A 24397-nucleotide genomic window follows, 5' to 3' on the forward strand; every position below is an offset into this window, starting at 1 on the left:
ATAATTCCTGGTTCTAACTATTAGTCCTTTTTTTGAAGTTTCGTTCTATGCCCCAATATACAGGGTCCGCCTTGTTTTCCACCAATGGGTATGTGAGGCGTTCCCATAGAATTCATACAACGGGCCATGACAGCTGCACCCATTGCCAATGCATCAGAAACAAAAATAGTGTGATTAAAGCGTTCTTTAGTGTATTCCATGACTAATTTAGGTTTTTGACCAGTTATTCCAGCCCTTCCAGTTATTCCAAGCACAGAACCCTCTTCTATTACTCCTTCATCAAATGCCTCATCCACCAGACGTTTAACTATTAAAGCACTTACATGATCAAGTGCTGCAAAAAGGGTGTGAATATCTGATTCTTCATATATTTTATGGCCCAGTTTTGTTAGTTTAGATAATTTATCCCCATCTTTACCAGCATCACAACCAATCAAAGTGGTTCCTGCATTGTACGCTGCTTCAGGATCTACAGGAACAGTTCCAAATCTTTCACGACCTTGGGGAACCTTTCGTATATCTATATATTCATGGGCTTTTTCTGCGTAGGATTTTGCAGCCTTCCAATCAGCTTTTTTAAGTATATCTTTTTTATATAAATCCAAAGCTGCTCCTCCTCTCTTATCAACCAGTTCCGTGCCCCTTATTATGGCATCAGGTAAAGCCCCTGCCAGTCCACAGAAATTACCGATTGTTCTAGCATATGGCTCGTCACTATTTGTTATTCTACCGGCCAATGTAGTTCCAAAGTCCATTGAAACACAGGGATTTCTATAATCAACTTCAGTCCATTTAGATCCTACTTTTATTCCCGCAGTAACCAGTTCTCCTTCCATTTCATTTGCAACCACAACTTTGCCTGTTGGAGGAAGAACGCTTACCACTGCACCGTCAAACATTACCTTATCCAAAAGTGAGAAATCCTGTAATCGGTCTGGTAAACTTTGCTTTGAAAGTGCAGGGGACATCTTTTTTGGAGGAATTCCAGCCATCAAACAACCATCAGCAAGAGCAATTATAAGTTCACCCACATCTTCAGGAGAAGCAAAACCCGCAGTAACACCAGTTGAACGTACAACAAAGTCCAGATCATTTTCCATGTCTATTTTTGATCTTTTAACTGATTCTAATATAGTATTCCTTATCATTTCAGATACTGATTCTTTAGTAAGTTCTACTCCCCAAACAGTTTCCCCAAAGACTTTTTCACCTTTTTTAGGTGGGCGGATATCTCGGGTCATCTTCACAGTTTTATCCAGTAAGTAAGTTTTGCTGGTATTAAGATTTGTGGCTGTTAAAATACACTTAGTTGTGGTATTTCCAAGTTCAACCGACGCTACGATATAATAAACATCAGGTCTCATAGAATAGCCAGAACCTACAGTCTTCTTAGTAAAAGGAGAAGTTTTTGCATCTTCAACTGTAATGTATCTACTTTTAGCAATAATTGGTTTAGAACCTCTTCCTAATATTTTATTCAAAAATGACAAGTAATTTCCTCCAGAATATTACATTTTTTCAAATAATGTTTATCTAAAAGCAATATAAATTTTGTGAAATTAATTTGATGGAATAAACCTCAATTTTTAGTTATTTTTTAGTTGTTTTACAATAAACTGTTTAAATTATTGAGTAATCACTTAAAAATAAATAACAAAAATACTGTCCTTTTTAGATATATAATTCAAAAATAGCTCAAAAATTAGTTATTAAATTAATAAATAATTAAAAATAAAAAAATAAAGTTTAGGCGAATAATCGCCTTTTTTTCATTGTCTTAGAGCAGTTTGAAGAATGGGTGTTCTTCGATTGGCTCTGTTCCAATGTCTTTTACTGCTTCTGATATGAATATATCAGTCATAGCACATGCTGGGAATGCCATTTTAGCGTTTTCGATTGGACCTATGAGTACGAAGTCTCCTCCAGCCATTTGCTGGACAATGTTTGATCCAACGTCAGCTACTGGCCATGCTTCTGGATGTTCTTTTTTGTATTCTCTCATCCAGTCCCATGCAGATGGTACGTTGTGAATACCACTACCAACTGGGTATCCCCATTTACTCTTTTCAGCAAATGAAGTTCTAACAGCAGTACCTGCGCCTTGTCCTAATGGAGTTACAGCAACATCCATTAATGGTTTGGTAATACCTACTTCTTCTGCCCATTGGAGTAATCCTTTGTCAATGACTCCTGCACCGTCTTCCCAGATAGCCATTCTTCCACCTACACCCATGTCCATAGCATTGAAACCTAAAACAATGGATGCTTCAATATCAGTTTCTTTAATAGCATCAATTTCTGATGCATCTGCTGCCATGTTTATAGAGTTGTAGATACCTCTTTCTGCAGCTCCAACTTCTGTTACATAGTTTGCACCAGCAATTCTGGCTTCTGCAGAAGTAGAATCTATAAGGAACGGATTATCTGAGTGTTCTAATACAAACTCTATATACTTCACAAGTGCTTCAGGAGTTTGCCCGAAAACATGCACAAAGTGTGGGTTACCAGTAGTATCTGACATTTCTTCTTGAACCTTCATTAATTCCTGTGCTCTTTCTGCGTCAAATACTCCAGCTTTTTCATCTTCTATAATGTTGTGTCCACCATAAAATATAGTACCTGCTAAAACAGTTGGATATTCACCAGGTTGACCGCCGACGTTAACGCCAGCAATATCTAATACAACTTGTTCTTTATCAAACCTAAACATACGTAAACCTCCTAATAAACTATCTAATGCCTAGAAGTGATAGAAATGCTCCTAACGCTATCACTTTGTATGCCATAAACAGGATTATGAGTCCTATTACTATACCGTATAAAATGCCTATGTCTCTTCCGATCTGCTGACCCATTCTTTGTGAGACTTCACCAGCAGTAAATTCAACTTTTGCTTCAATCTCATCTAATTTTTCGTTTGCAGTATTAAAGTCATCAGCAGCAACAATAACACGAGGGATAGTGTTTTTTTCTTCTTCAGACATGATTATACCCCCACCATTATTGAGTACAGAATCGGTAGGCCTACTAAAACCATTGCTAGGATAAATCCTATTGCTACACCAGATATTCTGGTTGCAATAAGTCCTGCAAATAACCTTTGTTCTCTACCGATCAGTTGGGTACGGTACTTAATATCTTCTACTACATTTTTCAATGCACGTACATTAGGTTTATTTGATAATGTTATCATTTTTGAAACCTCCAACTTATATCATCAGCAATATTCCGATGGTCAAGGTAAAGGCTAAACCAAGGGCTAATCCTTGTACTTTACCAGAATACATACCAGCAAATATTCTCTGATCTGCACCTACCATTTTTACCTGAGTCTGTATATTACGGATTCTTGCTTCAATCAATGCTGTTTCTGGAGCGACAGGTTTAATTGCTTCGCCTTCGTCCTCTTCGCCTTCTTCTTCGATTTCTATAACCATAGCTTCTTCTTCAAATGCCCCAGGATCTTTTTCAACGCATTCTTTTACCTTAGATTGTATTGCGGCTGCATCTTCAACATCGATCAAGTCCACTATTTCCAGTTGCTGTTGGAACCTTTCAATTCCTTCCAGCGGAATGTTCTCAATAAAAGGTATAGCACCAGTAGCTTCGAGTATCCTTCTTTTTTCAGGGTCTACTCCATTTTCATGGAGGGCCTGTATACTCTGGCCGGTTATGTGCCCTTGTACTTCAGATCCACACAAGATTAAGAATCTTATGTTTGGATTGGATATTAGATTAGATATAACCTTTTCAATCCCGAGATTTTCAGTTTTACATGGCCCAGCAATAGCAGCGCCAGCATCAACTGGTACGTCTTCTATGTGAGATGCAAGGGTTGCAGCTGCAACAGGGCTTTCTGGATCACCGACTACGTAGTCTCCATTTACTATGGGCCATCCTTCTGCAGGTGATTTTTTTTCTGCCAATTAAAACACCTCCTACATTATTAGGGCAATTAGCAGTACAAGCCCTAATATAAATCCGTATACTATGTTTGTGAGTTTACCTGCTGTTAGATATACTCCTTCCCTTCCAGGGTAAGCACCTTCAGAGGTCGTGGTTGGGTCTAAAGAGTTCATCAGATCATCAGCTGTAGTTTCTAGGCTACTTATTTGTTGGTTAATTTCATCCATTGATAGAATTATAGCTTCTCTGCCCAGTGATGTTCCCACCACACCTGAAGAAGGGTCAAGAGTAATGTTAAATTCAGGAGCTATTTTTATTATTGGTAACATTTCAACCATATTTATTCCTCCTTATAATTCATCCTCTTTTGGTATCCCTGTCCATTCGACTGAAGCAGCTTCGTCCAATGAGGCTTGTAAAAAGCTTCTGAATGATATAAACCATGCTAAAGCCCCTATTACAGCTACTACCCACCAGGTTGGATTAAATATTATGCTTAATAATCCAACCACAGTCATAGCCATAAATCCTGTGGATGCTGCAAGTTTCAATGTTCGAATTTGATTCTCATTTGGACCTAAACATGCGTTGAATGGATGTTGTATAGCCATAGTGTTTAAAATAAACAAGATTGCTATAAATCCAGTGTCAACAACTGCTGCTAATATTAAGGTTAAGTCATAACTTCCAGCTATTGCTGCTGAGAATGCTAAGACAGATAATGCTGCTGCACCAGAAAGTTCAGTCGTGCATCTAACCAAAATAGGTATTTTCATTTTTACGACTGTTTTTCCGAGGAATGCAACAACTGCACCTAATATCATGGCAAGAACAAACCCAAACAAAGGACCTAATATAGTAGGAATTCCTGCTATCATGGCACCTGCCAGACCAGCTATTGCACCTACAATACCAATTGCCAGTGACATGTATCCTATGGATGGAACACCAGTTCCTAAACCATAACTTGCAACTCTTCTTATTGCATCAGCACCCCAAACTATGGCACAAACTGCTCCAAGTGAAGCTATTAATGGACCTAAAACTGCGTTATATGGAGTTACGTATATACCTACGAGTCCTCCTACAATTCCGAGTACCATTAATTTTCCCGCGGAAATTGCTCCTCCGCTGGGTCCTCCTGCTGCTACTGACATCAGAAGACACCTCCTTGAGTTAATAATACTGCGAAAATACCGGCCACAAGTGAAGCAACCAGACATGCCAGTACTCCTCGTGGAATCCTCTTAAATTTAGGGTCGTGGAAACCTTCTATGGTACCACCAATGTTATATGATGCTATAACTGCATTTATAAAGAAAATACCTACAGCAAAGATTGCTCCTACTGTGGCTGCACCCATTAAACCGTATGAAAGTCCTTTAAGGGACTCGTATAAGGCCCAATAAATTAGTCCACCACCAATACCACCAAGAGCACCTCCAATTAAACCACTGATATAACATACAGTGGGAAGGCCGTGTCCTTCAGTACCAGGTGTTACAAATTTTTCTTGTTCTAATTTGGTTATAGGGTCTACTGTAACTTTAGCAGATACTGGAACAACTCCAACACCATATACATAAACTAAGTTACCTATGAGCATTGTTATACCTATCATGAGCATGGAACCTACAGCACCAGCAGCTAATATTAACCATGTTGGTTGTCCAGTCATTGCTGCTGCAGTTATAAGTCCAGTTAAACCAGAACCGGCTGCAAGCATTGCAGTACCTGTTCCTACACCTGTAGCTGTTGCTATAGCTGCTGGAGCACCTCCTACTGGTATGAAGTGTACACCCCCACCAATTAAGACTCCTCCTGCGGTTATAGCTCCTATTAATAATAATGGATCCATCATAAATCCTCCTTATCTACTCCTTGTAAGGACCATAGGTGTTTCTTGCGAATGATTCGATTCTAGAGTTCATGATTATTAATAGAATAACTATTACTAATCCTGCAATTATTCCCCAGAAGTTTCCAAAGACAATAGTTGTCCAGAAGCTTAAGAAAACAATTAAACCGAATGCTAAACCAGTAAGTGGTCCTCCGAACTTAGCACAGAAGTTTACAATATCTATAGAATTTCTTGAACCTAATTCTGCTTTTCTTGTAATGTCACCGTGTGATGCTACTGGAATTCCTCCACCGAACGGAAGATGTTGATATTCTCTTTCCGCTCCGTAGTGAACGTCCCCAGTAGATGAACCAATTGCACCTATGGTTATACCCCAAAGCACTGCTAATAATGGCAGTGGGAATGGGTGTCCTAAACCTGCGTTCATTAAGTATGATAATCCCACTATGGCAAATGATACTATGAAACCATGACCAACTATTGGGCCTAAATGGGTTACAATAACATCAAGATATAGTGGTTGATTAAATTGAGACTGACTGACAATTCTACCTAAATGGGATGTCGTGGCAAATACTCCATGAACTAACGCTGCAATAAATGCACCTGCAGCTAGTGCCATAATGATAGAAACGTTTGCCATCATGAGAACTGTGGTTATACCACCAGCAATACCTACCCAAGTACCATAGGCAACTGGTTCCCCAGAAACTGCCTTGTTAGTAAATCGGTGTAGTTTTCCCATTTGTGGAGCTAGTTGTACCTGAGAGTTTGGGTTACTCTGAGATCCAACATCAGATTCTAAATCCTCTGCAGCACCAGCAATGGTTGCAGCAGCCCCCATAAGAGCAACAATGCCTAATCCTGTTATCATGTCCATCATAATTACCTCCTAATGGTAATAAATAAAAAAAATAGGTGTTTGCGTTACACCTATTTATTTAGCTGGAGATATGAGAGTTCTTTCTCCGGCTGGTTCAAATTCTCTTAATGCACCTTTAGCAAATTCACCACGTACGTCTCTGAAGTCGAATACTGCATTTTTATCAGCAAATGCAATTTTAACCAGTGGGTTAAGTACAAATGCGTCTTTTCGAGCAGCGTGTGCTGCTTGGCTTATACCTGCGTATTCTCCTTGGTGACCTACGTTCATTGCGTAATTTGGATAGTTTGCTCCTCTAAGTTCTAGTGGTAGTCCTTCATCTCCTCTAATTGAGAATACGTTGGATGCACCACACTGATCTTGAAGGTCGTATCCATAGAAACCGAGTCTGGAGTGTTGTTCTTTGTGCAAGTACATGGATAAATACCAACCGCTTAACGCAGTTTGTGCGTTACCAGTAGCAAATCCAGTTGAACATGCAGCAGCAGCAGCAGCTACAGCTGCTCTTTGTGATCCACCGAACTGTGTTTCTAAGAGTGCTGGGTATTCTTCGTATTGTTCTAGGCCATAGAATGTTACTTCTGATGCCACATCTAACACGGTGTCCATGTTGTTAGGTGCTTCACATAATCCGAATTTGTCTTCGACGTATTCTTTACCATAGTAGGTGAAGTCGTCAAGAATGTTGTCGGTGTATGCTGCGGTAGCATATTGTGTGAATCCTACACCACCAGACATGTATGATCCGAGCCAGATTTGGTCGTATAACATTGCACCAGATGCTACAACATCTAGAGCTACACGAACTGGGTCGTCCATATTTACTCTGCTTGATTGACATATATCAGCTAAGAAACCGAATGCAATTCCACCAGGTTCGTTTTCTCCTCTTGCTCTTCTAACTGGTAGGTATGTACCCATATGTACAACTTCTGCGTGTTTTGCAGCGTAAGCGAAGTCACCAGTAGCGGCTTCCCCTGCTGCTTGTTTGTAAGCAGAAATCATGGACATACCGATCTGCATAGCAGACCATCGGGATGTGGTACCACCATCACAGGTTCTGGATACTATGGTTGGGATTTTTACAACTTGCCACATTCCATCTCCAACTTCAGCTTTAAGAACTTTAGCTTGTTCTTCTGGGAATTCTTCGTTTATGTTTATAACAAATCTTTGGTCTACTTCATCTGATATTTCATCATTACCAGTGAATATTTTCACATAACTGTCAGCCACAAGTGATGGGTTGGTTTCCACCATGTGTTCTTGTACAACTGCTGCACCAGGCATTGCGTGGTTTACAGTTTCCAAGTAATGAGTTATGGTTTCAGGTGTAACTTCTTTACCTAACCTTTTCTCGATAACAGTATGTGCGGTGTTTAGACCTACGATAACAGTTCTTCGAATTTCATCCCAAAATTGTTGCATTGCTGCGTTGTTTACAAAGTGTAAATCGTCACCTTCAACAAATGTATCTGTTGTTGAAACTTGGTATGGCATTAATACTCTTTGTCCCAGTGGAGTACCAACATCTGGATCGTACATTGGAATTCCACGCTTAGCAGCTATTTCTTTACCTGCTTCAACGAACTCTCTTTTTCTTTCAGATTGTTTCCAACCACCGTATTTATAAAACTCGGTTTTGGTTTCTTCTGGGGATTCTACGAATTTTTCTTTTAAAGCTTTCATGAATAATTTGTCAGCCATAATAATACACCTCCTGTTTACTCAGGACAGAATCCTCCTTGGGATCGTAGTACGTGAATTCTATGTAGAACTTCTACTGCGTCTTTGTCATCTCTGTATGCTTCACCGTCTTTTCTGTAGATGGTTGTTTTCAATTTAAGGGTTTCTTCATCTAACGGTTCACCTAAAACTACAGGTTCGTCTAACTCTTCACCAATTTGGTTTTTAACAGCTTCAACTTTTCCTGTAGATTTATTGAAGACTTGTCTTCTTAACATATCAAACATCATACCGTCTTCGTCAAGTCTTAAAGAGTGACCGTGTACAGTTTTTCCTCTAAAACCTGTTCTTGCAGGGTCAAAGAATTCAGTTTCCAGTAATTCTTTTGAGACTTTTTCTAAATCTCTTTCTCGGGTTTCAATAATTTGTCTACCTGAGAGAGTACCGGCGTCTGCACCTCTGAATCTGCACAGATATGCTCTTGATCTTAAGAATGGGTGAGCTGGAGCAAAATACATTGAATCCGCGAATTGTATATATCTAACTCGGTCACCAGCTTTTGCACCGTCGATTGGTTCTACCATTTCTCTTATTGCGTCATCAGGCTCATCCATTTCTTCTAATGGTGGGTGAACACTTGGGTATTCTTCACCAGGAGCTCTGTGACCTAAGATCTTCACAACATCTTCGTCGGAGATCTCTCTTAGTTTTTCTAATTCATAATCAGGGTTACAGAAGTTTCTTCTATTCTCGGCAACCTTACTTGTTCCAGGATAATATTGTGCCATATCATGCACCTCCTAACGCTAACTTAACTTTTTTTATAATCTCATCCAATTTTTCTTGGGGACAGGTTTCTCCTCTTATTACGCCACTTATTATATCCACAATTTCACCTTTTGTTTTAGGTTCTTCGGGCATTACAACACGAGTTTTTACACCAATTTTCGCAAAATCTTCGAAATCTACAGGATATTCACATATAACCACACAAGGCCTATTTACATGTCTCAAAATGAGCCGAGCCTTATATATTATATGATGTTTCACACCACCTAAATGCACCACAATTAATTTATGTCTTTTAATCTGCTCTATTTCATTAGCCGTCAGTCCAAAAAGACTTCCGCCTCCAGCTGTAGGAGCATCTTGTGGTACACCAGCCCCAGCATTTAGAACTAATGTGCTGGTCATGATGTTAGCTTCCCGCAGAGCGAATGTTATTTCACAAACGGGTTTGGTAATATGTCTTCTTCCGGGGGACATTGCAATAGCTAAAACTTCACTTCCGCATTCTGCAAATGTTCCTCGCTGGGCAATTCCGCCTCCTTCACCCATTCCCATCGTTTCTCTGCAGTCTACAACGTGTGTACACTTTCCAATCATTCTTCTGATTTCCTTTTGATTATTTTGGTTCTTTCACTTAATTTGGCGTTTTGATCAGTTAGCCCTATCATTTCTTGAGGGATTTTTTCCAATGCTTTTCCATATTTTAATTCGTCTGTGACAGTTTTCTGCTTCCGAATAAATGTACCAATATGCACATTGAACCCGAAAGGTAGATTTTCATCACATACTTCTCTAACTTCATCAATGGCTTCTTCTGTTTCAACTTCTAGAAGAACCCTGCCAGTTTGTACCTGTAAATCCACGTTTTCTCCCTTTACAATAATAGACCTGCGTTCAGAAGTTTTTGTATCTGTATTAGAGAGTCTTGGACCGTGTATAACCATTCTTTTAACGCTTTCAATCTTTTCAAGATCGTTTAGCAATTTTTCTGTAGTATCTGGATTTAATAGTCTATGTGGGAAGATTTCTATGTCCATTTGTTGTTAAGCCCCCAAAAATGTGAGATTATTAAATTTGGTCTTTAATATCGACCGCTGCCTCCACAACGTATTTTAGTGGTTCTCTGAATTCGTCTACTTGACTGAATACGTCTTTAATTAACCCAGAGGTTGATTCTGGAGAGAACATCTGTGTTCCTGCATCTAATGCCATTGCGGCAGCTACGCATGGTATAGCAAATCCTTTACTGTGTCTTGTAACAATGTGGTTTCCGTTAAAGATACCTGGTCCTCCTCCACCGTATATGGAGTGACTAAAGAAGGAGAATCCTACTGCTACACCTTCAGCTCTACCAAAGTCTACGCTTGGTAATCCAGTTTCAAATTCAAGTATGTCGTTGTAGTAAAGCAATGTAGAAGATACACCCTGTGCAGCTCTTGCAGCACCTTGGTTTACCATTGTTGCTGCTATCATACCTGCTGCTGCGTATGCGTTCCATTTTGCTAAGTCGTCGGTTCCATAAACATTGAACCCATTCAAGTCTTTTTCAACACCAATTACACCGTCTGCTTTTGCTCTGTCAACCATGTCGGCAATAACAGATCCAACAGTACCTTCAGCACCGTTGTCTTTAACTAGGTCGAATACAAGGTTGTCTCCATTCATACCTTGGTATGCAATTCCTAACAAGTGCATTCTTTCAAATGCTCCTACTGCATCACCCATTTCAAACATAGCAGATTGTTCTAATATACTTGATAGAGCAGATGTTTGCATGGTGTTTTTGAGAGTTGCGGCTACCACGTGGTTTACCATGATGTTTCTTAATGCATAACCTGGGCCCTCTAATTTTTGAGGTAGATCAAGCATTGTTGCTAGATTTCCACCCATATATTCTACTGATTGCGGATATCTACCCAAAATAGCTGCTTTAACCATGTTTGCATCATACATGTTTACGTCTAATTCGTTTATTATGGCCTGTATGAAAGCGTTAGCTGTTACTAATGGTGTTGCTGAGTATTCTGCTGCTGCTTCAAATCTTGCACTTGGTATTTGGACTAATGCCCTTTTACCACCAGATAATAACTCAACTTTTGTGTCATCACCAGGAACTACTTCAATCATTGATTTTGCAGTTTCAGCTATTGCTTCTGCATTTCCTACAATATCAAGATCCATTTCTCTTCCGAGGATCTTACATGCAGGTCCACCAACCTTAGCAGTCTTCAGAGCATTTTCTACACCTTCTAGGTTTACAGCTACAGTTCTTTTAATACCTTGCACAATGCTTTTTATCGCTGGATTTCTCAATGGACTCAAAGCTTCTATGGGTACTTGTTCTTCAACAAGGTTACCTCTGTCGTCGTACAAGTCGACCTTATCTTCAAACTTCGCCATTTTTTCCCTCCTAACTTTGTTCTGTATACCAAAACCCGTCACAGAGTTTATTAAAAAATTGTTCACTCTTGGGGAAGATACTTTAACACTTTAATGGTATACGAAACTGCATTTACTTACTTATATATTATTAAACTTTCTTCTTGAATCAATTAGAAAGATTTATATGTTGGAAATCAGCAACTTTTTAATAGGGTTAAGTGGTCAATAATACTTTTTTTGACATAATTAGGGCCGAAAAATCCAAAATTATTTATTTTGTTACACTATAAACGATTATTATGCAAATTATAGCAGATGTAGGCGGAATACCCGGTAAAGATTGCAGAGGTTTCTGTAAATATTGTTATTTTAGAAAAGTGAAAGAAATAGAACCATTAGGTTGTAAACACTGTCTCAACGGTAAGGTTGGATGTGATCATTGTACCTCTGGAGTTACAGAAACTAAAAATGAATTTGCATCCCCTTTTATGGTTGTCCATTCAGTTCAAACTTCCCTAATGATGGGTAATTACAGTGATAAAAACTTGAAAATTAATATAAGTGGAGGCGGCGATGTCAGTTGCTATCCTCATCTAAATGAGATTGTTTCAGCTTTTTCACAATTTGACATTCCTATGCATCTCGGATATACCAGTGGTAAAGGCATTGATGACTCAAAATTAGCAGATGACTTAATTTCCAAGGGAGTTAATGAAGTCACTTTTACTGTCTTTTCTACCAACCCTCTGAAAAGAAAAGAGTGGATGGGAGACAAAAATGTAGAAGAATCACTTAAAGCTCTGAAGATTTTCTGTGAAAACTGTGAAGTACATGCTGCATCCGTAATAATCCCTGGTGTGAATGATGGAGAAGATTTATTCGAAACATGCGCAAATCTGGAATCATGGGGTGCAAAAGCATTTATCCTGATGAGATTTGCAAATTATGAAAACCAAGGGCTCATATTAGGTAACGAACCATTAATTAAAGGGGTTGAACCACACACACTGGAAGAATTTGAAAATCTAGTTAAAACCATCAATAAAGAGTTTAATTTAAGAGTTACTGGAACTCCTCTTTGTGATCCCAAAAATGATACTCCTTTTGCCATTTCTAAAAATAAAAATAAACATTATCTGGAAATACTATCCAAAGTAACTTCTGAAGCCACTATATTAACCAGTAAAATTGCTGCCCCGTATATAGATAGAATCATAAGAAATATTGAAGCCGAAGACATGGTAAATGTGATTGCAGTGGACAAAGACATAGGCTGCCTAATCACTCAAAAGGACTTGGAAAATGCTGATCTTAAAGATATTAAAGAAACTGTTTTAATACCTGGGCGAGCATTTGTACATGATAAAAAGGCTGAAGAAATATTAAGCAGAGATGGAGTAGAAAGACTGGTGGCCAGAGGACCAGACAAATTAAGTGTAGATGGTGAGATGAGCGGAACACTGACCAGGAAAGATGTTTTAAAAACCGAACTAATAGCTTTTCAAGATCTAATCGAAGCCATTAATTTCTTTGGTGTTAGAAAAAATAAATAGTATAATATATATTAATTTCTCAAACAAATTGAAAGTTATAATAATATAAATTATATTTCATTTCACTTTTTTCATGTGGTAATTATGGAACAAGATATAACTATAACTGTTTTAACACCTGAATTCTATAATTATGGGGCAATGCTTATTGCAGGAATTTTAAAAGATGAAGGTTACCATGTAAAACTGCAAAAAGGCTTCGAAAATACTATAACTGCGGATATTATTTTTATTAGTATTCACTCCACTATTCATCTTTTAAAATATCAAAAAGAAATTGAAAAAATAGATGGTTTTAAGATAGTAGGAGGACCAGTTAGCCAATCCCCTGAACTAGTATTTAAATATCTAAATCCTGACTTGGTGGTTGTTGGTGAGGGAGAATTTGTTGTAACTGATTTAATAAAAGCCATCAGCCATGATAAAGAAGTTATTAATAAAGATTGTCTAAAAAAGATCAATGGTATCGCTTTTAACGAAAAAGGAAATATTATACTAAATAATCCTGCCCAGCCAGCCATACTCCAAGGCCGCCCCATCCCTTTAATCCCTGAGGATATATCCTTTGAAGATATTAGGGGAGCTAACGTTTATATTGAAACTCATCGTGGGTGTCCCGGCAACTGTGGTTTTTGTCAAGTTCCTTACTTTTTTGGAAGGGATATTCGAAGCCGTCCCATGGAAGACATTCTTTCAGAAGTGAATGAATTTCTTAAAAAAGGAGCAAAGAAAATTGCTATAAGTGGAGGAACTGGAACACTATATGGCAGTAAAAAATTCCGTGGAATTGACGAAACGGAATTTATTGAATTAATAAAACAAATAAGTAAGTTAACCGGCCCTGAAAATCTCACTATTCCAGACATTAGAGTAGATATGATAAACGAAAATATACTGGAAGCTATAGAGAAATATACAAATGGTTGGATCTTTTTTGGTATAGAGTCTGGAAGCGAAAAGATCTTAAAAAGCATGAAAAAAGGGATTAACCTTGATCACGTTAGAGAATCTGTTGAATCTGCACGTAAAAAAGGGGTTAAGGTGGCAGGATCATTCATTGTGGGTTATCCTGGTGAAACTGAAGAGGATTTTGATGATACTTTAGATTTAGCAGACGAACTCATGTTAGACGACTATTTCGTAAGTATAGCCGAACCAATTCCCGGCACAGCATTAGCTGAAGAAGTGAAAAAGATTTCTCTAAAGGAAAATCCGGTTTTTATAAAAAGTAAAGAATATAAAAATCAAAATTTAAGCATTGCAGAGACACGAGCTTTGAGATTAATGCTTGATTCATACATATTTCGCAGTGTTCCTGTTCCAATGAGTGATCAACTTTTTAATGCCCTTTTAAACGAAGTGAAATCCCAAGGCAAACACATAAAAATAGTAACTGAAATGATTAAAAATTTGAATTAATATCATATAGTAAATATTAATATTTGTACTATAAACTAAACCCCATCCAGATGTTATATTATATTATGCCCCTTAGTACTGAATAATTCCCGAGCCCTTGATACTCAGATCATATATAATATAATGTGCATTTTTAACGATAATCTTTTGAATTGATTTCCATCATTTAAAAATTTAAAATTTAAATATTGTACCTGCTTTACATTCTTTGGTTGATTCTGGGTAAATTTTTTTTATTTCTTCCTTTTTGGAGGTACAATGACATGGAACAATTAAAGGGATATCTTTTAAGATTTTTAAATCGTCAAAGTCATGGAAACCACCAATAATTGCATGAATTTCTCCTAAAGATTCTGATTTTTTTATAATGCTTTCTAATCCGGGGTGGGCACATCCTGTGACAATAATTAACCCTTCATCTGTTTCAAAAATTAATGATTGTTCTTTTATTTTATCTCCCAGTTCGCCAGTAGTCCAGACATTTTCAGATATTTGTGTAGTTTCAGAGACTTCTATTAAATTTGAACGTTTTCCTAGCTCATTTTTAAGGTTTAATGAAAATGATTTGCCTAAATAAATATCCGGGTTAATATGTTCCAGTAAATGGTTAATTCCCCCAATATGGTCCCAGTGCTGATGAGATAAAACTATTTTATCTATTTCCTCCAACCTAATACCTGCAACCTTCATATTATATAAAAGAATGTTCCCATTCCAACCAGTATCAAAAAGAATTTTACTTTTAGGGGTATTGATTAGGCTCGAAAATCCCCATCCGTTTTTATAACCATTTTTTGATTGGTTATCATATAAAATCTTGATTTCCATTCTTATCACTTCGAAGCATTTAATATGATATCTGTGAGTTTATTTCCCTTGAAAGTTACAATTTTAATAAATTCCGTTGTTAAAACATACATAGGGCCTTCACCAACATCTCCTGAAACTAAAATATCTGTGTTCTCATCTCTGAGGAATTCTGCTGTTTTTATTCCCCTTTTTCGTTCATAGTTTAAGCCAGGATTTTCCTTTAAATTGAAACTGGTGATTTTTCCTTTAGAAACGTCAGCAAATAAGAAATAAGGTGCTTTTCCAAAATGTTCTGAAATATCCGAATTTAATCCGTTTTCATTATTTACAGGAACGGCTATCCTCATTTTTAATTTTTTTTCAGGTTCAATTTTAATGGTTAAGCTATCCAGATCCTCAATTTCTTTTTTGATCTTTTTTTCAATATTATTAGATATCAGGTTGGCGTGTTCAACAGAAAATTCTTTTTTGGTTTCTAAGTGGAGATCTGCAAAAACAAAAGGACCAGACCTTCTAACTTTTATATCATGGATACCAGCTACTCCTTCAATAGACATGGCAAGTTTTTTGATTCTTTCTACTTTTTCGGGATCAATACAAGCATCTAAAAGAACAAGCACATCATTTTTAGCCAGTTTAGTTCCTACATAAACTATTAAAACTGCTACTAAAATTCCCGCCACACCTTGTAATTGGGGATAACCAAGAATAGAAGTTAATATACCAAGAAATACTATTATTGAAGTAAAAACATCAATAAGACTATGTTTTCCATCGTTAATCAGTGCTTTGGAACCTATTTCATTTCCTACTCTATCTTTGTAAATTGAAAGCCATAATGAAATCCCAATAGATAAAACTGCTGTTAACAAACTTATTAAGGGTATATCTATTATTACTGGGTTTAAAAAGGCATCAAATGATTCTAATGCTATTCCAACTCCAGATACTATTATAATTATTGAAATAATTAAGGAAGTGAAAGTTTCTACTTTATAATAACCATAAGGAAATGTTTGATCAGGTTTTCTCTGAGAAAGTTTAAGTCCGATATATACTGCAATTGATGCAAAAATATCTGAAAAAGAGTGAACAGCATCAGCTATTAAAGCCACACTACCTGAAAAAAATCCTACAATTGCTTTAATAACTGCTAAAATTAGATTAACTAAACCAGAATATTTAGCAGCATTTGCACCTTTTTTAAGTTTCAATCTCTTTTTGTTATCCAAAATAATCCCTGTTACTGTTTTTTAAGATTTTATGATTTAAATTTTTTATGGAAAATTATAAATCCAAACTTTCAAGTATTTTAGAAAAAAACTTTTCAAATTCAGGTTCATAGATTACTACTGGTTTAAGGTTAACTAAAGAATCTACAAACCGCGTATCATATGGTATTCTACCTAACAAGGGAATATCATTGCTTTTACAATAATCAATTATTTTATCAGTAAATTCTTCATTTATATCCCATCTATTGATTACAATACCAGTTGGTATCCCAAAATGATTTACGACCTCTATTGCTCTATTCAAATCCCAGAATGCAACTGGTGTTGGTTCAGTGACAATTAAAACATAATCACTTCCCCTAACCGACGCAATTACAGGACATCCAATTCCGGCAGCTGCATCAATTAACATTAAATCTGCTTGTATGTTCTCTGCTACTTCATTAGCTTTCATTTTTACAGCATTCACTACTTTGCCTGAACCCGATTCACCTATATCTAAATGTCCAGTCACTATTGGAAATCCATAAGTAGTGTTACCAACGCCAATTTTTGCATTTTTTACTTTTTTAAAATTAATTGCATTCTCTGGACATGCAACTATACATGTTCCACAGCCTACACATAAAAATTCGTTAATTACTGGCAATCTTTGATCACGATCCCATTGGATGGCAGAAAAATTACAGGCCTTTACACAGTCTTTAAGTCCTTTACATTTTTCTCTAATCAAATTAGCTTTTTCATTGGTCCTAATCTCTTCCCATGAATCAAAATTTTCTTCTTTAAGACCCAACACAAGAGATAAGTTAGGTGCATCAACATCACAATCCACAACAACTATCTTATTCTCTCTTCCAAGAATTACAGCAAGTGATGCAGTCAAAGTACTTTTACCAACCCCTCCTTTTCCTGAAAGAACAGTAAGTGCCCTCATTCTAGATCCTCCAATCGTTCAACAAATTCCTGAATTTTTGGATGGGAAATTGGAGCACCTTTAGAATACTCTTTTAATATTGCCTTTTGATATGGAATTTCAGCTACAATATCTGTTCCATACTTCTTCGAAAGATCTTTGACCAGTTGAGGATCGCCAATATTGGAACGGTTAATAAGAATTTTAGATTTAATTCCCATTTTTTTCAATAATAATAAAATAAGTTCTAAATCATGACATCCTAGGGGGGTAGGTTCTGTGACGGCTAGAGCACAATTTACGTCTAGTAAGGCTGAAATAACGTTACAATGAGTGCCCGCAGCAGTATCTATTATAATATAGTCATATTGGTCTTCAAAAGTTAAAGCGTATTCTTTAGTTGCATTCACCACCAATGATGTAGCTTCACAACCAATTTCAATTTCCCCAGAAATTAGAATGAAATCATTAGCAACATTTTTTCCCACTAATTTTTCATCCAAGAATCCTTTATATATATAACCTACTATCTGGCTATCTTTATGGATAGAAGCAGAGGGGCATGTATACATACATGCTTCACAACCATTACATTGTTGGGTGATTAGGAGAGGGTAATTATCTTTAACATAGACAATTGCGTTTTGTTTACAGACAGAAGCGCATTTACCACATTTTAAACAGGTTTCTTTGTCAAATCCCGGTAGAAAATTAGTTATATTCTTAATTTTTTTACGTTCTATAGGGAGGATTATATGATCATCAGGACATTCAACATCAGCATCAACTAACATAACTCTAAATTTTTTTGTTAAAGCCATTGATATGGCTGTTGCCATAGTTGATTTCCCGGTACCACCTTTACCGCCAGTTATGGCAATTTTCATTAATTACACCAAATATTAAATAAAATCTTCAATAATACAATTCCAAAATATTATATAATAAAAAAGAGGTTTTATCTTCTTTGACCCATACCTCTGCCCATTCCACGTCCAGTTTTCATGGCTTCAGGTCCTTGAATTTCTTCCAATTTTCCATCGATTAAGAATTCAACATTATGCTCCACTGTTCCCGTAACAATTTTATGGACCTTTATTCCAAATTGCTTTAAAACCTCAAATGCATTTGGACCGACTGCACCAGAAATGACAACATCAGCCTTTTCGTTAGCTATAATTTCAGCAGCTTTGATACCAGCTCCTCCAGATTGCGAAATTGCTGGATTTTTTAATGCTTTAAAATCTTTAATTTCACCATCGTCTACATTTACAAATACAAAATAGGAACATCTACCAAAAACCGGGCTAATTTGTGCTCCTAAATCTTCCCCTGTGGATGCAACAGCTATTCTCATTTTTCAACCTCCTTTATATAATCTTCTATTTTACTAAATATCTTAAAAAACCCTTTAGAAAAAACAGAATCAGGATTCTGTTTTAATACAGGAATTCCATTATCTATAGATTCAGAAACATTTATATCTACTGATAAACTACCTAAAAATGGAATATCCATCTTTTCTGCTATTTTTTCCCCATTATTTTGTCCAAATATTGAAAATTCCTCATTACAATGAGGACACACAAATCCAGACATATTCTCTAAAAGTCCGATTATACTAATATTTAAGTGTTTTAACATATTTATACATTTTTTTACGTCATCTAATGATACTGATTGTGGAGTAGTTACAATAATAACACCATCTAAAGATGGTATAGACTGTAAAATAGTCAGTGGCTCGTCTCCAGTTCCAGGTGGATTATCAATAATCAGTACATCCAAATCTCCCCATTTTACATCTGAAAGAAACTGTCTTATTGCACCGGTCTTTTTCGGACCTCTCCATATAATAGGTGAATCTTCATCAGGTAGAAGAAATTTAGTTGAAATAACTTCCATATCATCATCAGTTTTTATGGGAAGTATTTGATTTTTCTCAAATTTTAAAAAAGAATCCCCAATACCCAACATTCTTGGAATATTTGGACCATGAATATCTGAATCCAGGATTCCTGCTTTATAACCTTTTTTTAAGAATGCTGTGGCAAGATTTACGGCTATGGTTGATTTACCAACTCCACCTTTACCGCTCATGACAGCTATTTTATGCTTGATATGGCTCATCTTTTTGGTAATTTTAATATTTTGTTCCATTAAAGCTAATTTCTGTTTATATTCGTCTGATTCTTCATTTTTCATAATTAATCAACTTAAATGAATAATTAACTCTTTAAAAAAATTAAAACAATTTTTAATGTTTTTCAGTGCACGAATTATCATCAGCAGTAGATAATTCACCAGCAAGGTATTTTTCCACAGCTTCCTTAACTGTGCCCGATGCACCTGAATAAACTTTCAATCCGCTGTTTTTGAGCATATTTACTGCTTTTGATCCTAAATTACCACACACTAAAACATCAGCATTATGGTTCAAAATTATCTCTGCAGGAGTAATTGCACCTCCAGTGTGCCGTCCCCTACTTTCGACAGTTTCCACATTTTTAATTTCATTGTTTTCCATTTTTAAAAATGTGAAAAATGGTGATTTGCCAAAATGCATTGAAATTTCAGAGGATAGACCCTGATTTTGAAGTGTTGGTATACAAATGGTTGTGATATTCATCACCTGATTAATATATTAATCGGAGCCACACAATTGAATTCCACATTTGGGACATTCTATAGTTCTGCATGGAACTCCTGGAGTTTTTTCAGTTTCGTATCCACATTTTGGGCATTTACAAGATTTTGGTGGTCCTGCACCAATTCCTCCACCACCATAACCTCTTCTTCTTCCAAGGCCAGGTTGCCCTACTGGTTTCTGGACTTCTTCTTCAACTGATATTGTATATATTTCTTCAGATTCGCAATCTGGACACTTATCATAGTTTTTCTCTGGACTGTACCATTCAAAACCGCAAGTTTTACATTTATAACGTTTTTTGTCAGTTATATAATCTCCTCCTATAATTTTTATTATTTTACCTTCGACCAAGGCTTTAGCTAATTTTTCACGAGCAGAATTAAGGGTTCTATGAAAAGTTGGTTGGGAAATACCCATTATCTCTGCTGCCTTTTGTTGTTTGATATTTTGATAATCTTTAAGTCTTAAAGATTCAAATTCGTCTAAAGAAATGTTTATAGGTTCTAATTCGCCAATTTCATGTTCTACATCAGGTTTGAAACATCGAACTGATGGTTCTCGAAATATTTTTCTAAATCTTCTTGGTCTAGGCATGTTATGAATATATATTCAAAACTTTTATATAAAGTTTATGTTATTAAAAAAAATCTAAAATAGTAAACATTATGAATGTTTTAAAGTAATCAAACTTATCTCATTAGATGATCCAAGCCGCATGGGAGGACCCCAAGTTCCAGTACCTGCCGAAACATAGATATAAGTTTTTTTAAACTTATAAAGCCCCTTGAAATGAGGAAAAATCAATTTAACCAGTAGGTTAAATGGAAATATCTGTCCCTGATGTGTATGTCCTGAAAGTTGTAAATTAATTCCAAATTTATTAGAAACTTCTACACCTTGAGGGACATGATACATTAAAATAGAAGGAAGTGTTTTATTAATTTTAAGTCCAGTAAGAACATTTTCGAGATGATTTTTTTCAAAGGAGTAATCCACCCCAATAATTTGAATGCCCTGAAATTCAAAAATCTCATTCCTTAAAATCATCATTTTCGTGGGAGTTAAGACCCTGTAAACTTCATCAAAACCTTCATAAAGTTCATGGTTACCTATAACAAATAAAACTGGCCCTTTTATATTATCTATGGCACAAAATGTTTTTTTATGAAGTCTAGCGCTGCCGTCAACCATATCTCCAGTAATTAAGACAATATCAGGATTTAGATCATTGGTTTTTTTGACAATTCTTTCCATATAACCAGAATTTCTAATAGAACCTATGTGAATATCGCTAAGCTGGACTATCCTAAGATCTGTACTAATACCTGAGAATGGTATTTCTATTTCTTTAATTTGTATCATTAAAGCATGTATCAGTGAATAAAAAGTCAATAGCGATGAAAATACTAAAATTACAACACCTGCAATAAAAGCCGGTATTATGAAAATGAAATTAAGAATTTCATAGATAATGAGTAAAAACAGGACAAAAAAGGAGATTCCCATCCATATTGATGCAATAGTATAAAGAATTTGAGTATATATGTTGGAAACATTCCTCTCAATAAACATTGCAATAGGATAAGATGCAGAAGCAATTATGATTAAAGAATACATGAAATTAGTTTGAAAAAAACCTAATAGAAAGGCCATACGAAATAAAATGTAATAATTCAAAGCAAAAAATCCTAGAAAAAATACAATAGCCATTATAATGAGTTGGTAAATTCTTTTCATTTTAAACCTCGATTTAGATAGAATAAAAATAAAATTTCATTTAAAAAAATAATTTTTTACACAATTCTTTTTTTACAAAATAATTGAACTAAATAAGAGATGTTTCTGGTAGCAATTTGACCAGTGTGTAATCATACATAAAAGATTTCTTTATTTCTGCAATATCTCCCAGAACATAATCGTTTACTTCGACTTTTGCTATCTCCTCACGATAATCGTCGTATTTGAGTTTTACTCTGACTCCGTCAAGTTGACTTACAACTGGTGCTGGTGAATAGACTTCCTTGATAGCTGGAACTTGATTTTCTATCTCGGTTTTTACCAAGATGGATGGAACAAGAGGAGGATCTTCAGCTATTTCTCTTCTTCGATCATCTAAAATATTTTCCACTACTTCTACCAGCTTTTTCATAGCCCTAATATCTTCTCCCCTTTTTAATCTGCGTGGAATTCTGCCCAAACCACTTACATATGCAGTGGCTCCGGGAATATCATCAATATCAATTTCTGGTGCGCCAGTTACCACCACCGGTATCTCCAACCCTTCAAAAAGATGAGTTTTTTCTGTTATACAGTCCCTAAAACTTCCAAGAGCAAATACGGCCAGATCATGTTCTTCTATAAGTCTTTTTTCATCTTCAGAGATTTGAGCTATTCCTTTACCTGCGCCACGTGATAAACCAATCATATTATCCTTTGCCCCGTATCTTCGAAGATATTCTGATATGTCACAAGCAGAATGGGGAAGGTGTTGGCGGGCTAGAGTAGGAGAAACTATGGCAATCTCCGTTCCGGCCATAGGGGCTATTTTTATCTTACCCAATAATTCCCGGGCCTTTTCTTTTACTCTTTCCACATCTTCAATTGGAACTGCTAATGTAAGGACAAGATCCATCTGCAAAAAGTTTTCTTGAAGAACAAATCCGCCCAAATCCTCAATAAGCTCCTTCATCTCTTCGTGTTTATGGACTCCACCGATATAAGTTAAGGTTTCATACATAATCTTTTCTCCAGCATACTATATCTTAATTCAGCCCTTTTTAATGGATCTGTCGGCACATGTTTATGTGAAGGAATACTGATAACATTATCCCCTTTTATAAAATCTACTTTCTTCTCCATGTAATCCGGATAGATTATATTAATACAATCATCACCAATATTTTCTTCAACTATTGTAAATCCCATATCTTCAACTATGTCCTTTAAGAAATTTGAATATACCCTAACTTTTATTTTTCGTTTTTCATTAAATTTTTTTAAATCATGGATATACTGTATTTTATCTTGGAGGTTTCCCATTATTTTCTGGTCTATTTTAGTTTGAAATATGTTTGCAAGTTTTGTTATACTGTTATATATTTGAGAATATGTATTAAGCTTGATTTTAATAGATTTAATATCTGTTTTAGTTTCAGATAATACAACTGCTATATCCGCACCAGCAGAATTGATATTTAAATCCACAATAAAATCTGACAATCCTGCTAATTGTAGAACCTCCTTGCACATAGGTGTGGTAACAACTTTCATGTAATCTGCCCCAATTATATTAAAGATTATTATAGTTGAATATTAATAATATAGGTAAGCATATACAAATCAAAATATAATATTGATGAAAAAATTATCTATAAATAATAACACGAATTGATTCTATTTTTTAATCTATTACAATTTTATAGCATAATATCTAACTGCTAAATTATAAACTTTTAAAATTAAAAAGTATACTAAACAAAACCCATAACTTTAACAAATCAGGCATTACTTTGAATTTCAAGATTAATAGGTTTAACCCGGATTAAAACTTGCTGATTTTAATCAGTTTTAAGATAAATTAATTAAGTCATTAAATTAGATAAGATAATCCCAGTAAATTGGTGTTATAATGAAAATTTCATTAAGTTTAGAAAAATCAATTACCCGAGATGTGGCCATAATGGTGGATGTTTTAAGAGCCAGTACTACGATAACTGTGGCCTTAGAAAATTTTAATGAAGTGATACCTGTTAAAAATTTGGACACTGCAGAATCACTGGCAGAAAAGTATGATGCGGTTCTTGCAGGAGAAAGAGGTGGGGCTAGTGTAGAATGGTTTGATGCTGGAAACTCGCCAATTCAGATAAAAAATTTCAAGGGAAATACACTGGTTCTAACCACAAGTAATGGTACACGGATTATTGACGGAATGCAGGCTGAAAAAATCTTAATCGGATCATTTGTAAACGCTGAATCAATTGCAGAAAGTGCCCTAAAACTTGCCCGAAACCATATAGAAATAGTTATGGCTGGTGTAGATGGCAGGTTCGCTATAGAAGATTTTTTAGGTGCAGGAGAAATCATTTCCTATCTAAAAAACCATGAGTTAGATGAATATGCAATTGCAGCTTTAATGGCGTCCTCGGATAAAAATTACGTAGATCAAGTTGTTAAAAATTCTAATTCTGCCTTAAAATTGGCCGATATTGGTTTTGTAGATGATGTAGAATTTTGTCTTAAAAGAAATATATATGACACAGTACCTTTATATGAAAAGGGGAAGATTGAAAAGTTGAAGATAATTTAAA

28 protein-coding genes are annotated in these 24397 nt (G+C 35.8%); 3 read left to right on the plus strand and 25 right to left on the minus strand.

Annotated features, from left to right (window positions below; translation table 11 throughout):
- Window positions 1-20: 20 nt before the first annotated feature.
- From CIT01_03585 to mcrB, 14 genes are all read right to left on the minus strand, one after another.
- Window positions 21-1490: a methanogenesis marker 14 protein gene (locus CIT01_03585; protein ID AXV37346.1), complete on the minus strand. Its 1470-nt coding sequence runs from the start codon at window positions 1488-1490 to the stop codon at window positions 21-23.
- Between the two features lie 287 nt (window positions 1491-1777).
- Window positions 1778-2710 carry a tetrahydromethanopterin S-methyltransferase subunit H gene (gene mtrH, locus CIT01_03590; protein AXV37347.1) on the minus strand — a complete coding sequence of 311 codons (933 nt, stop codon included), beginning with the start codon at window positions 2708-2710 and terminating at the stop codon, window positions 1778-1780.
- A 19-nt stretch (window positions 2711-2729) separates the two neighbouring features.
- Complete coding sequence (mtrG, locus tag CIT01_03595) at window positions 2730-2984, minus strand: tetrahydromethanopterin S-methyltransferase subunit G (protein ID AXV37348.1); 255 nt, start codon at window positions 2982-2984, stop codon at window positions 2730-2732.
- 2 nt (window positions 2985-2986) lie between these two features.
- On the minus strand, window positions 2987-3193 hold the full coding sequence (mtrF, locus tag CIT01_03600) for a tetrahydromethanopterin S-methyltransferase subunit F (protein ID AXV37349.1): 207 nt from the start codon (window positions 3191-3193) through the stop codon (window positions 2987-2989).
- 16 nt (window positions 3194-3209) lie between these two features.
- Window positions 3210-3926, minus strand: coding sequence for a tetrahydromethanopterin S-methyltransferase subunit A (gene mtrA / locus CIT01_03605; protein AXV37350.1), 717 nt, complete (start codon window positions 3924-3926; stop codon window positions 3210-3212).
- 12 nt (window positions 3927-3938) lie between these two features.
- On the minus strand, window positions 3939-4244 hold the full coding sequence (mtrB, locus tag CIT01_03610) for a tetrahydromethanopterin S-methyltransferase subunit B (GenBank protein ID AXV37351.1): 306 nt from the start codon (window positions 4242-4244) through the stop codon (window positions 3939-3941).
- Window positions 4245-4256: 12 nt separating this feature from the next.
- Entirely contained in the window at window positions 4257-5063 is an 807-nt protein-coding gene (mtrC, locus tag CIT01_03615; protein AXV37352.1) for a tetrahydromethanopterin S-methyltransferase subunit C, read from the minus strand.
- Window positions 5063-5764 (minus strand): tetrahydromethanopterin S-methyltransferase subunit D, encoded by a 702-nt coding sequence (mtrD, locus tag CIT01_03620; GenBank protein ID AXV38711.1) that lies wholly within the window; start codon window positions 5762-5764, stop codon window positions 5063-5065. Before mtrD ends, mtrC begins: the two co-directional genes overlap by 1 nt.
- Before the next feature lie 16 nt (window positions 5765-5780).
- Window positions 5781-6647 carry a tetrahydromethanopterin S-methyltransferase subunit E gene (locus tag CIT01_03625; GenBank protein AXV38712.1) on the minus strand — a complete coding sequence of 289 codons (867 nt, stop codon included), beginning with the start codon at window positions 6645-6647 and terminating at the stop codon, window positions 5781-5783.
- A 57-nt stretch (window positions 6648-6704) separates the two neighbouring features.
- Window positions 6705-8357 (minus strand): coenzyme-B sulfoethylthiotransferase subunit alpha, encoded by a 1653-nt coding sequence (gene mcrA / locus CIT01_03630; GenBank protein AXV37353.1) that lies wholly within the window; start codon window positions 8355-8357, stop codon window positions 6705-6707.
- 17 nt (window positions 8358-8374) lie between these two features.
- The gene (gene mcrG, locus CIT01_03635) at window positions 8375-9124 is read right to left on the minus strand and encodes a coenzyme-B sulfoethylthiotransferase subunit gamma (GenBank protein ID AXV37354.1); all 750 of its coding nucleotides are present in this window, start codon (window positions 9122-9124) and stop codon (window positions 8375-8377) included.
- Window position 9125: 1 nt separating this feature from the next.
- On the minus strand, window positions 9126-9722 hold the full coding sequence (gene mcrC, locus CIT01_03640; protein ID AXV37355.1) for a methyl-coenzyme M reductase I operon protein C: 597 nt from the start codon (window positions 9720-9722) through the stop codon (window positions 9126-9128).
- Window positions 9719-10162, minus strand: coding sequence for a methyl-coenzyme M reductase operon protein D (gene mcrD, locus CIT01_03645; GenBank protein ID AXV37356.1), 444 nt, complete (start codon window positions 10160-10162; stop codon window positions 9719-9721). Before mcrD ends, mcrC begins: the two co-directional genes overlap by 4 nt.
- Before the next feature lie 31 nt (window positions 10163-10193).
- Entirely contained in the window at window positions 10194-11525 is a 1332-nt protein-coding gene (gene mcrB / locus CIT01_03650) for a coenzyme-B sulfoethylthiotransferase subunit beta (GenBank protein ID AXV37357.1), read from the minus strand.
- A gap of 281 nt (window positions 11526-11806) precedes the next feature.
- Between mcrB and CIT01_03655 the strand changes: the two genes are divergently transcribed.
- Entirely contained in the window at window positions 11807-13060 is a 1254-nt protein-coding gene (locus CIT01_03655) for a methanogenesis marker radical SAM protein (protein ID AXV37358.1), read from the plus strand.
- Between the two features lie 84 nt (window positions 13061-13144).
- Window positions 13145-14479, plus strand: coding sequence for a TIGR04014 family B12-binding domain/radical SAM domain-containing protein (locus tag CIT01_03660; GenBank protein AXV37359.1), 1335 nt, complete (start codon window positions 13145-13147; stop codon window positions 14477-14479).
- Between the two features lie 174 nt (window positions 14480-14653).
- Here CIT01_03660 and CIT01_03665 read toward each other — a convergent pair whose 3' ends face one another.
- From CIT01_03665 to CIT01_03715, 11 genes are all read right to left on the minus strand, one after another.
- Window positions 14654-15307, minus strand: a complete 654-nt coding sequence (locus CIT01_03665; GenBank protein AXV37360.1) for an MBL fold hydrolase — start codon at window positions 15305-15307, stop codon at window positions 14654-14656.
- A 5-nt stretch (window positions 15308-15312) separates the two neighbouring features.
- On the minus strand, window positions 15313-16527 hold the full coding sequence (locus CIT01_03670) for a cation transporter (protein ID AXV37361.1): 1215 nt from the start codon (window positions 16525-16527) through the stop codon (window positions 15313-15315).
- Between the two features lie 49 nt (window positions 16528-16576).
- Window positions 16577-17461: a P-loop ATPase gene (locus tag CIT01_03675; protein ID AXV37362.1), complete on the minus strand. Its 885-nt coding sequence runs from the start codon at window positions 17459-17461 to the stop codon at window positions 16577-16579.
- The gene (locus tag CIT01_03680) at window positions 17458-18327 is read right to left on the minus strand and encodes a P-loop ATPase (GenBank protein ID AXV37363.1); all 870 of its coding nucleotides are present in this window, start codon (window positions 18325-18327) and stop codon (window positions 17458-17460) included. Before CIT01_03680 ends, CIT01_03675 begins: the two co-directional genes overlap by 4 nt.
- Before the next feature lie 71 nt (window positions 18328-18398).
- Window positions 18399-18797 carry a hypothetical protein gene (locus CIT01_03685; GenBank protein ID AXV37364.1) on the minus strand — a complete coding sequence of 133 codons (399 nt, stop codon included), beginning with the start codon at window positions 18795-18797 and terminating at the stop codon, window positions 18399-18401.
- Entirely contained in the window at window positions 18794-19645 is an 852-nt protein-coding gene (locus tag CIT01_03690; protein AXV37365.1) for an ATP-binding protein, read from the minus strand. Before CIT01_03690 ends, CIT01_03685 begins: the two co-directional genes overlap by 4 nt.
- Before the next feature lie 52 nt (window positions 19646-19697).
- Window positions 19698-20063: a dinitrogenase iron-molybdenum cofactor biosynthesis protein gene (locus CIT01_03695; protein ID AXV38713.1), complete on the minus strand. Its 366-nt coding sequence runs from the start codon at window positions 20061-20063 to the stop codon at window positions 19698-19700.
- 21 nt (window positions 20064-20084) lie between these two features.
- Window positions 20085-20684 (minus strand): hypothetical protein, encoded by a 600-nt coding sequence (locus CIT01_03700; protein AXV37366.1) that lies wholly within the window; start codon window positions 20682-20684, stop codon window positions 20085-20087.
- 69 nt (window positions 20685-20753) lie between these two features.
- Entirely contained in the window at window positions 20754-21827 is a 1074-nt protein-coding gene (locus CIT01_03705) for a metallophosphoesterase (protein AXV37367.1), read from the minus strand.
- A gap of 88 nt (window positions 21828-21915) precedes the next feature.
- On the minus strand, window positions 21916-22827 hold the full coding sequence (locus CIT01_03710; protein ID AXV37368.1) for a methanogenesis marker 7 protein: 912 nt from the start codon (window positions 22825-22827) through the stop codon (window positions 21916-21918).
- Window positions 22812-23360: a hypothetical protein gene (locus CIT01_03715; GenBank protein AXV37369.1), complete on the minus strand. Its 549-nt coding sequence runs from the start codon at window positions 23358-23360 to the stop codon at window positions 22812-22814. The genes CIT01_03710 and CIT01_03715 overlap by 16 nt, the downstream gene beginning before the upstream one ends.
- Window positions 23361-23718: 358 nt before the next feature.
- Here CIT01_03715 and comB point away from each other — a divergent pair, with 358 nt between their 5' ends.
- A complete protein-coding gene (gene comB, locus CIT01_03720; protein AXV37370.1) occupies window positions 23719-24396 on the plus strand; it encodes a 2-phosphosulfolactate phosphatase in 678 nt (225 codons plus the stop codon).
- The last annotated feature ends 1 nt before the right edge of the window (window position 24397 follow it).

The organism is Methanobacterium sp. BRmetb2, from assembly GCA_003491285.1.
Classification (GTDB): Archaea; Methanobacteriota; Methanobacteria; order Methanobacteriales; family Methanobacteriaceae; genus UBA117.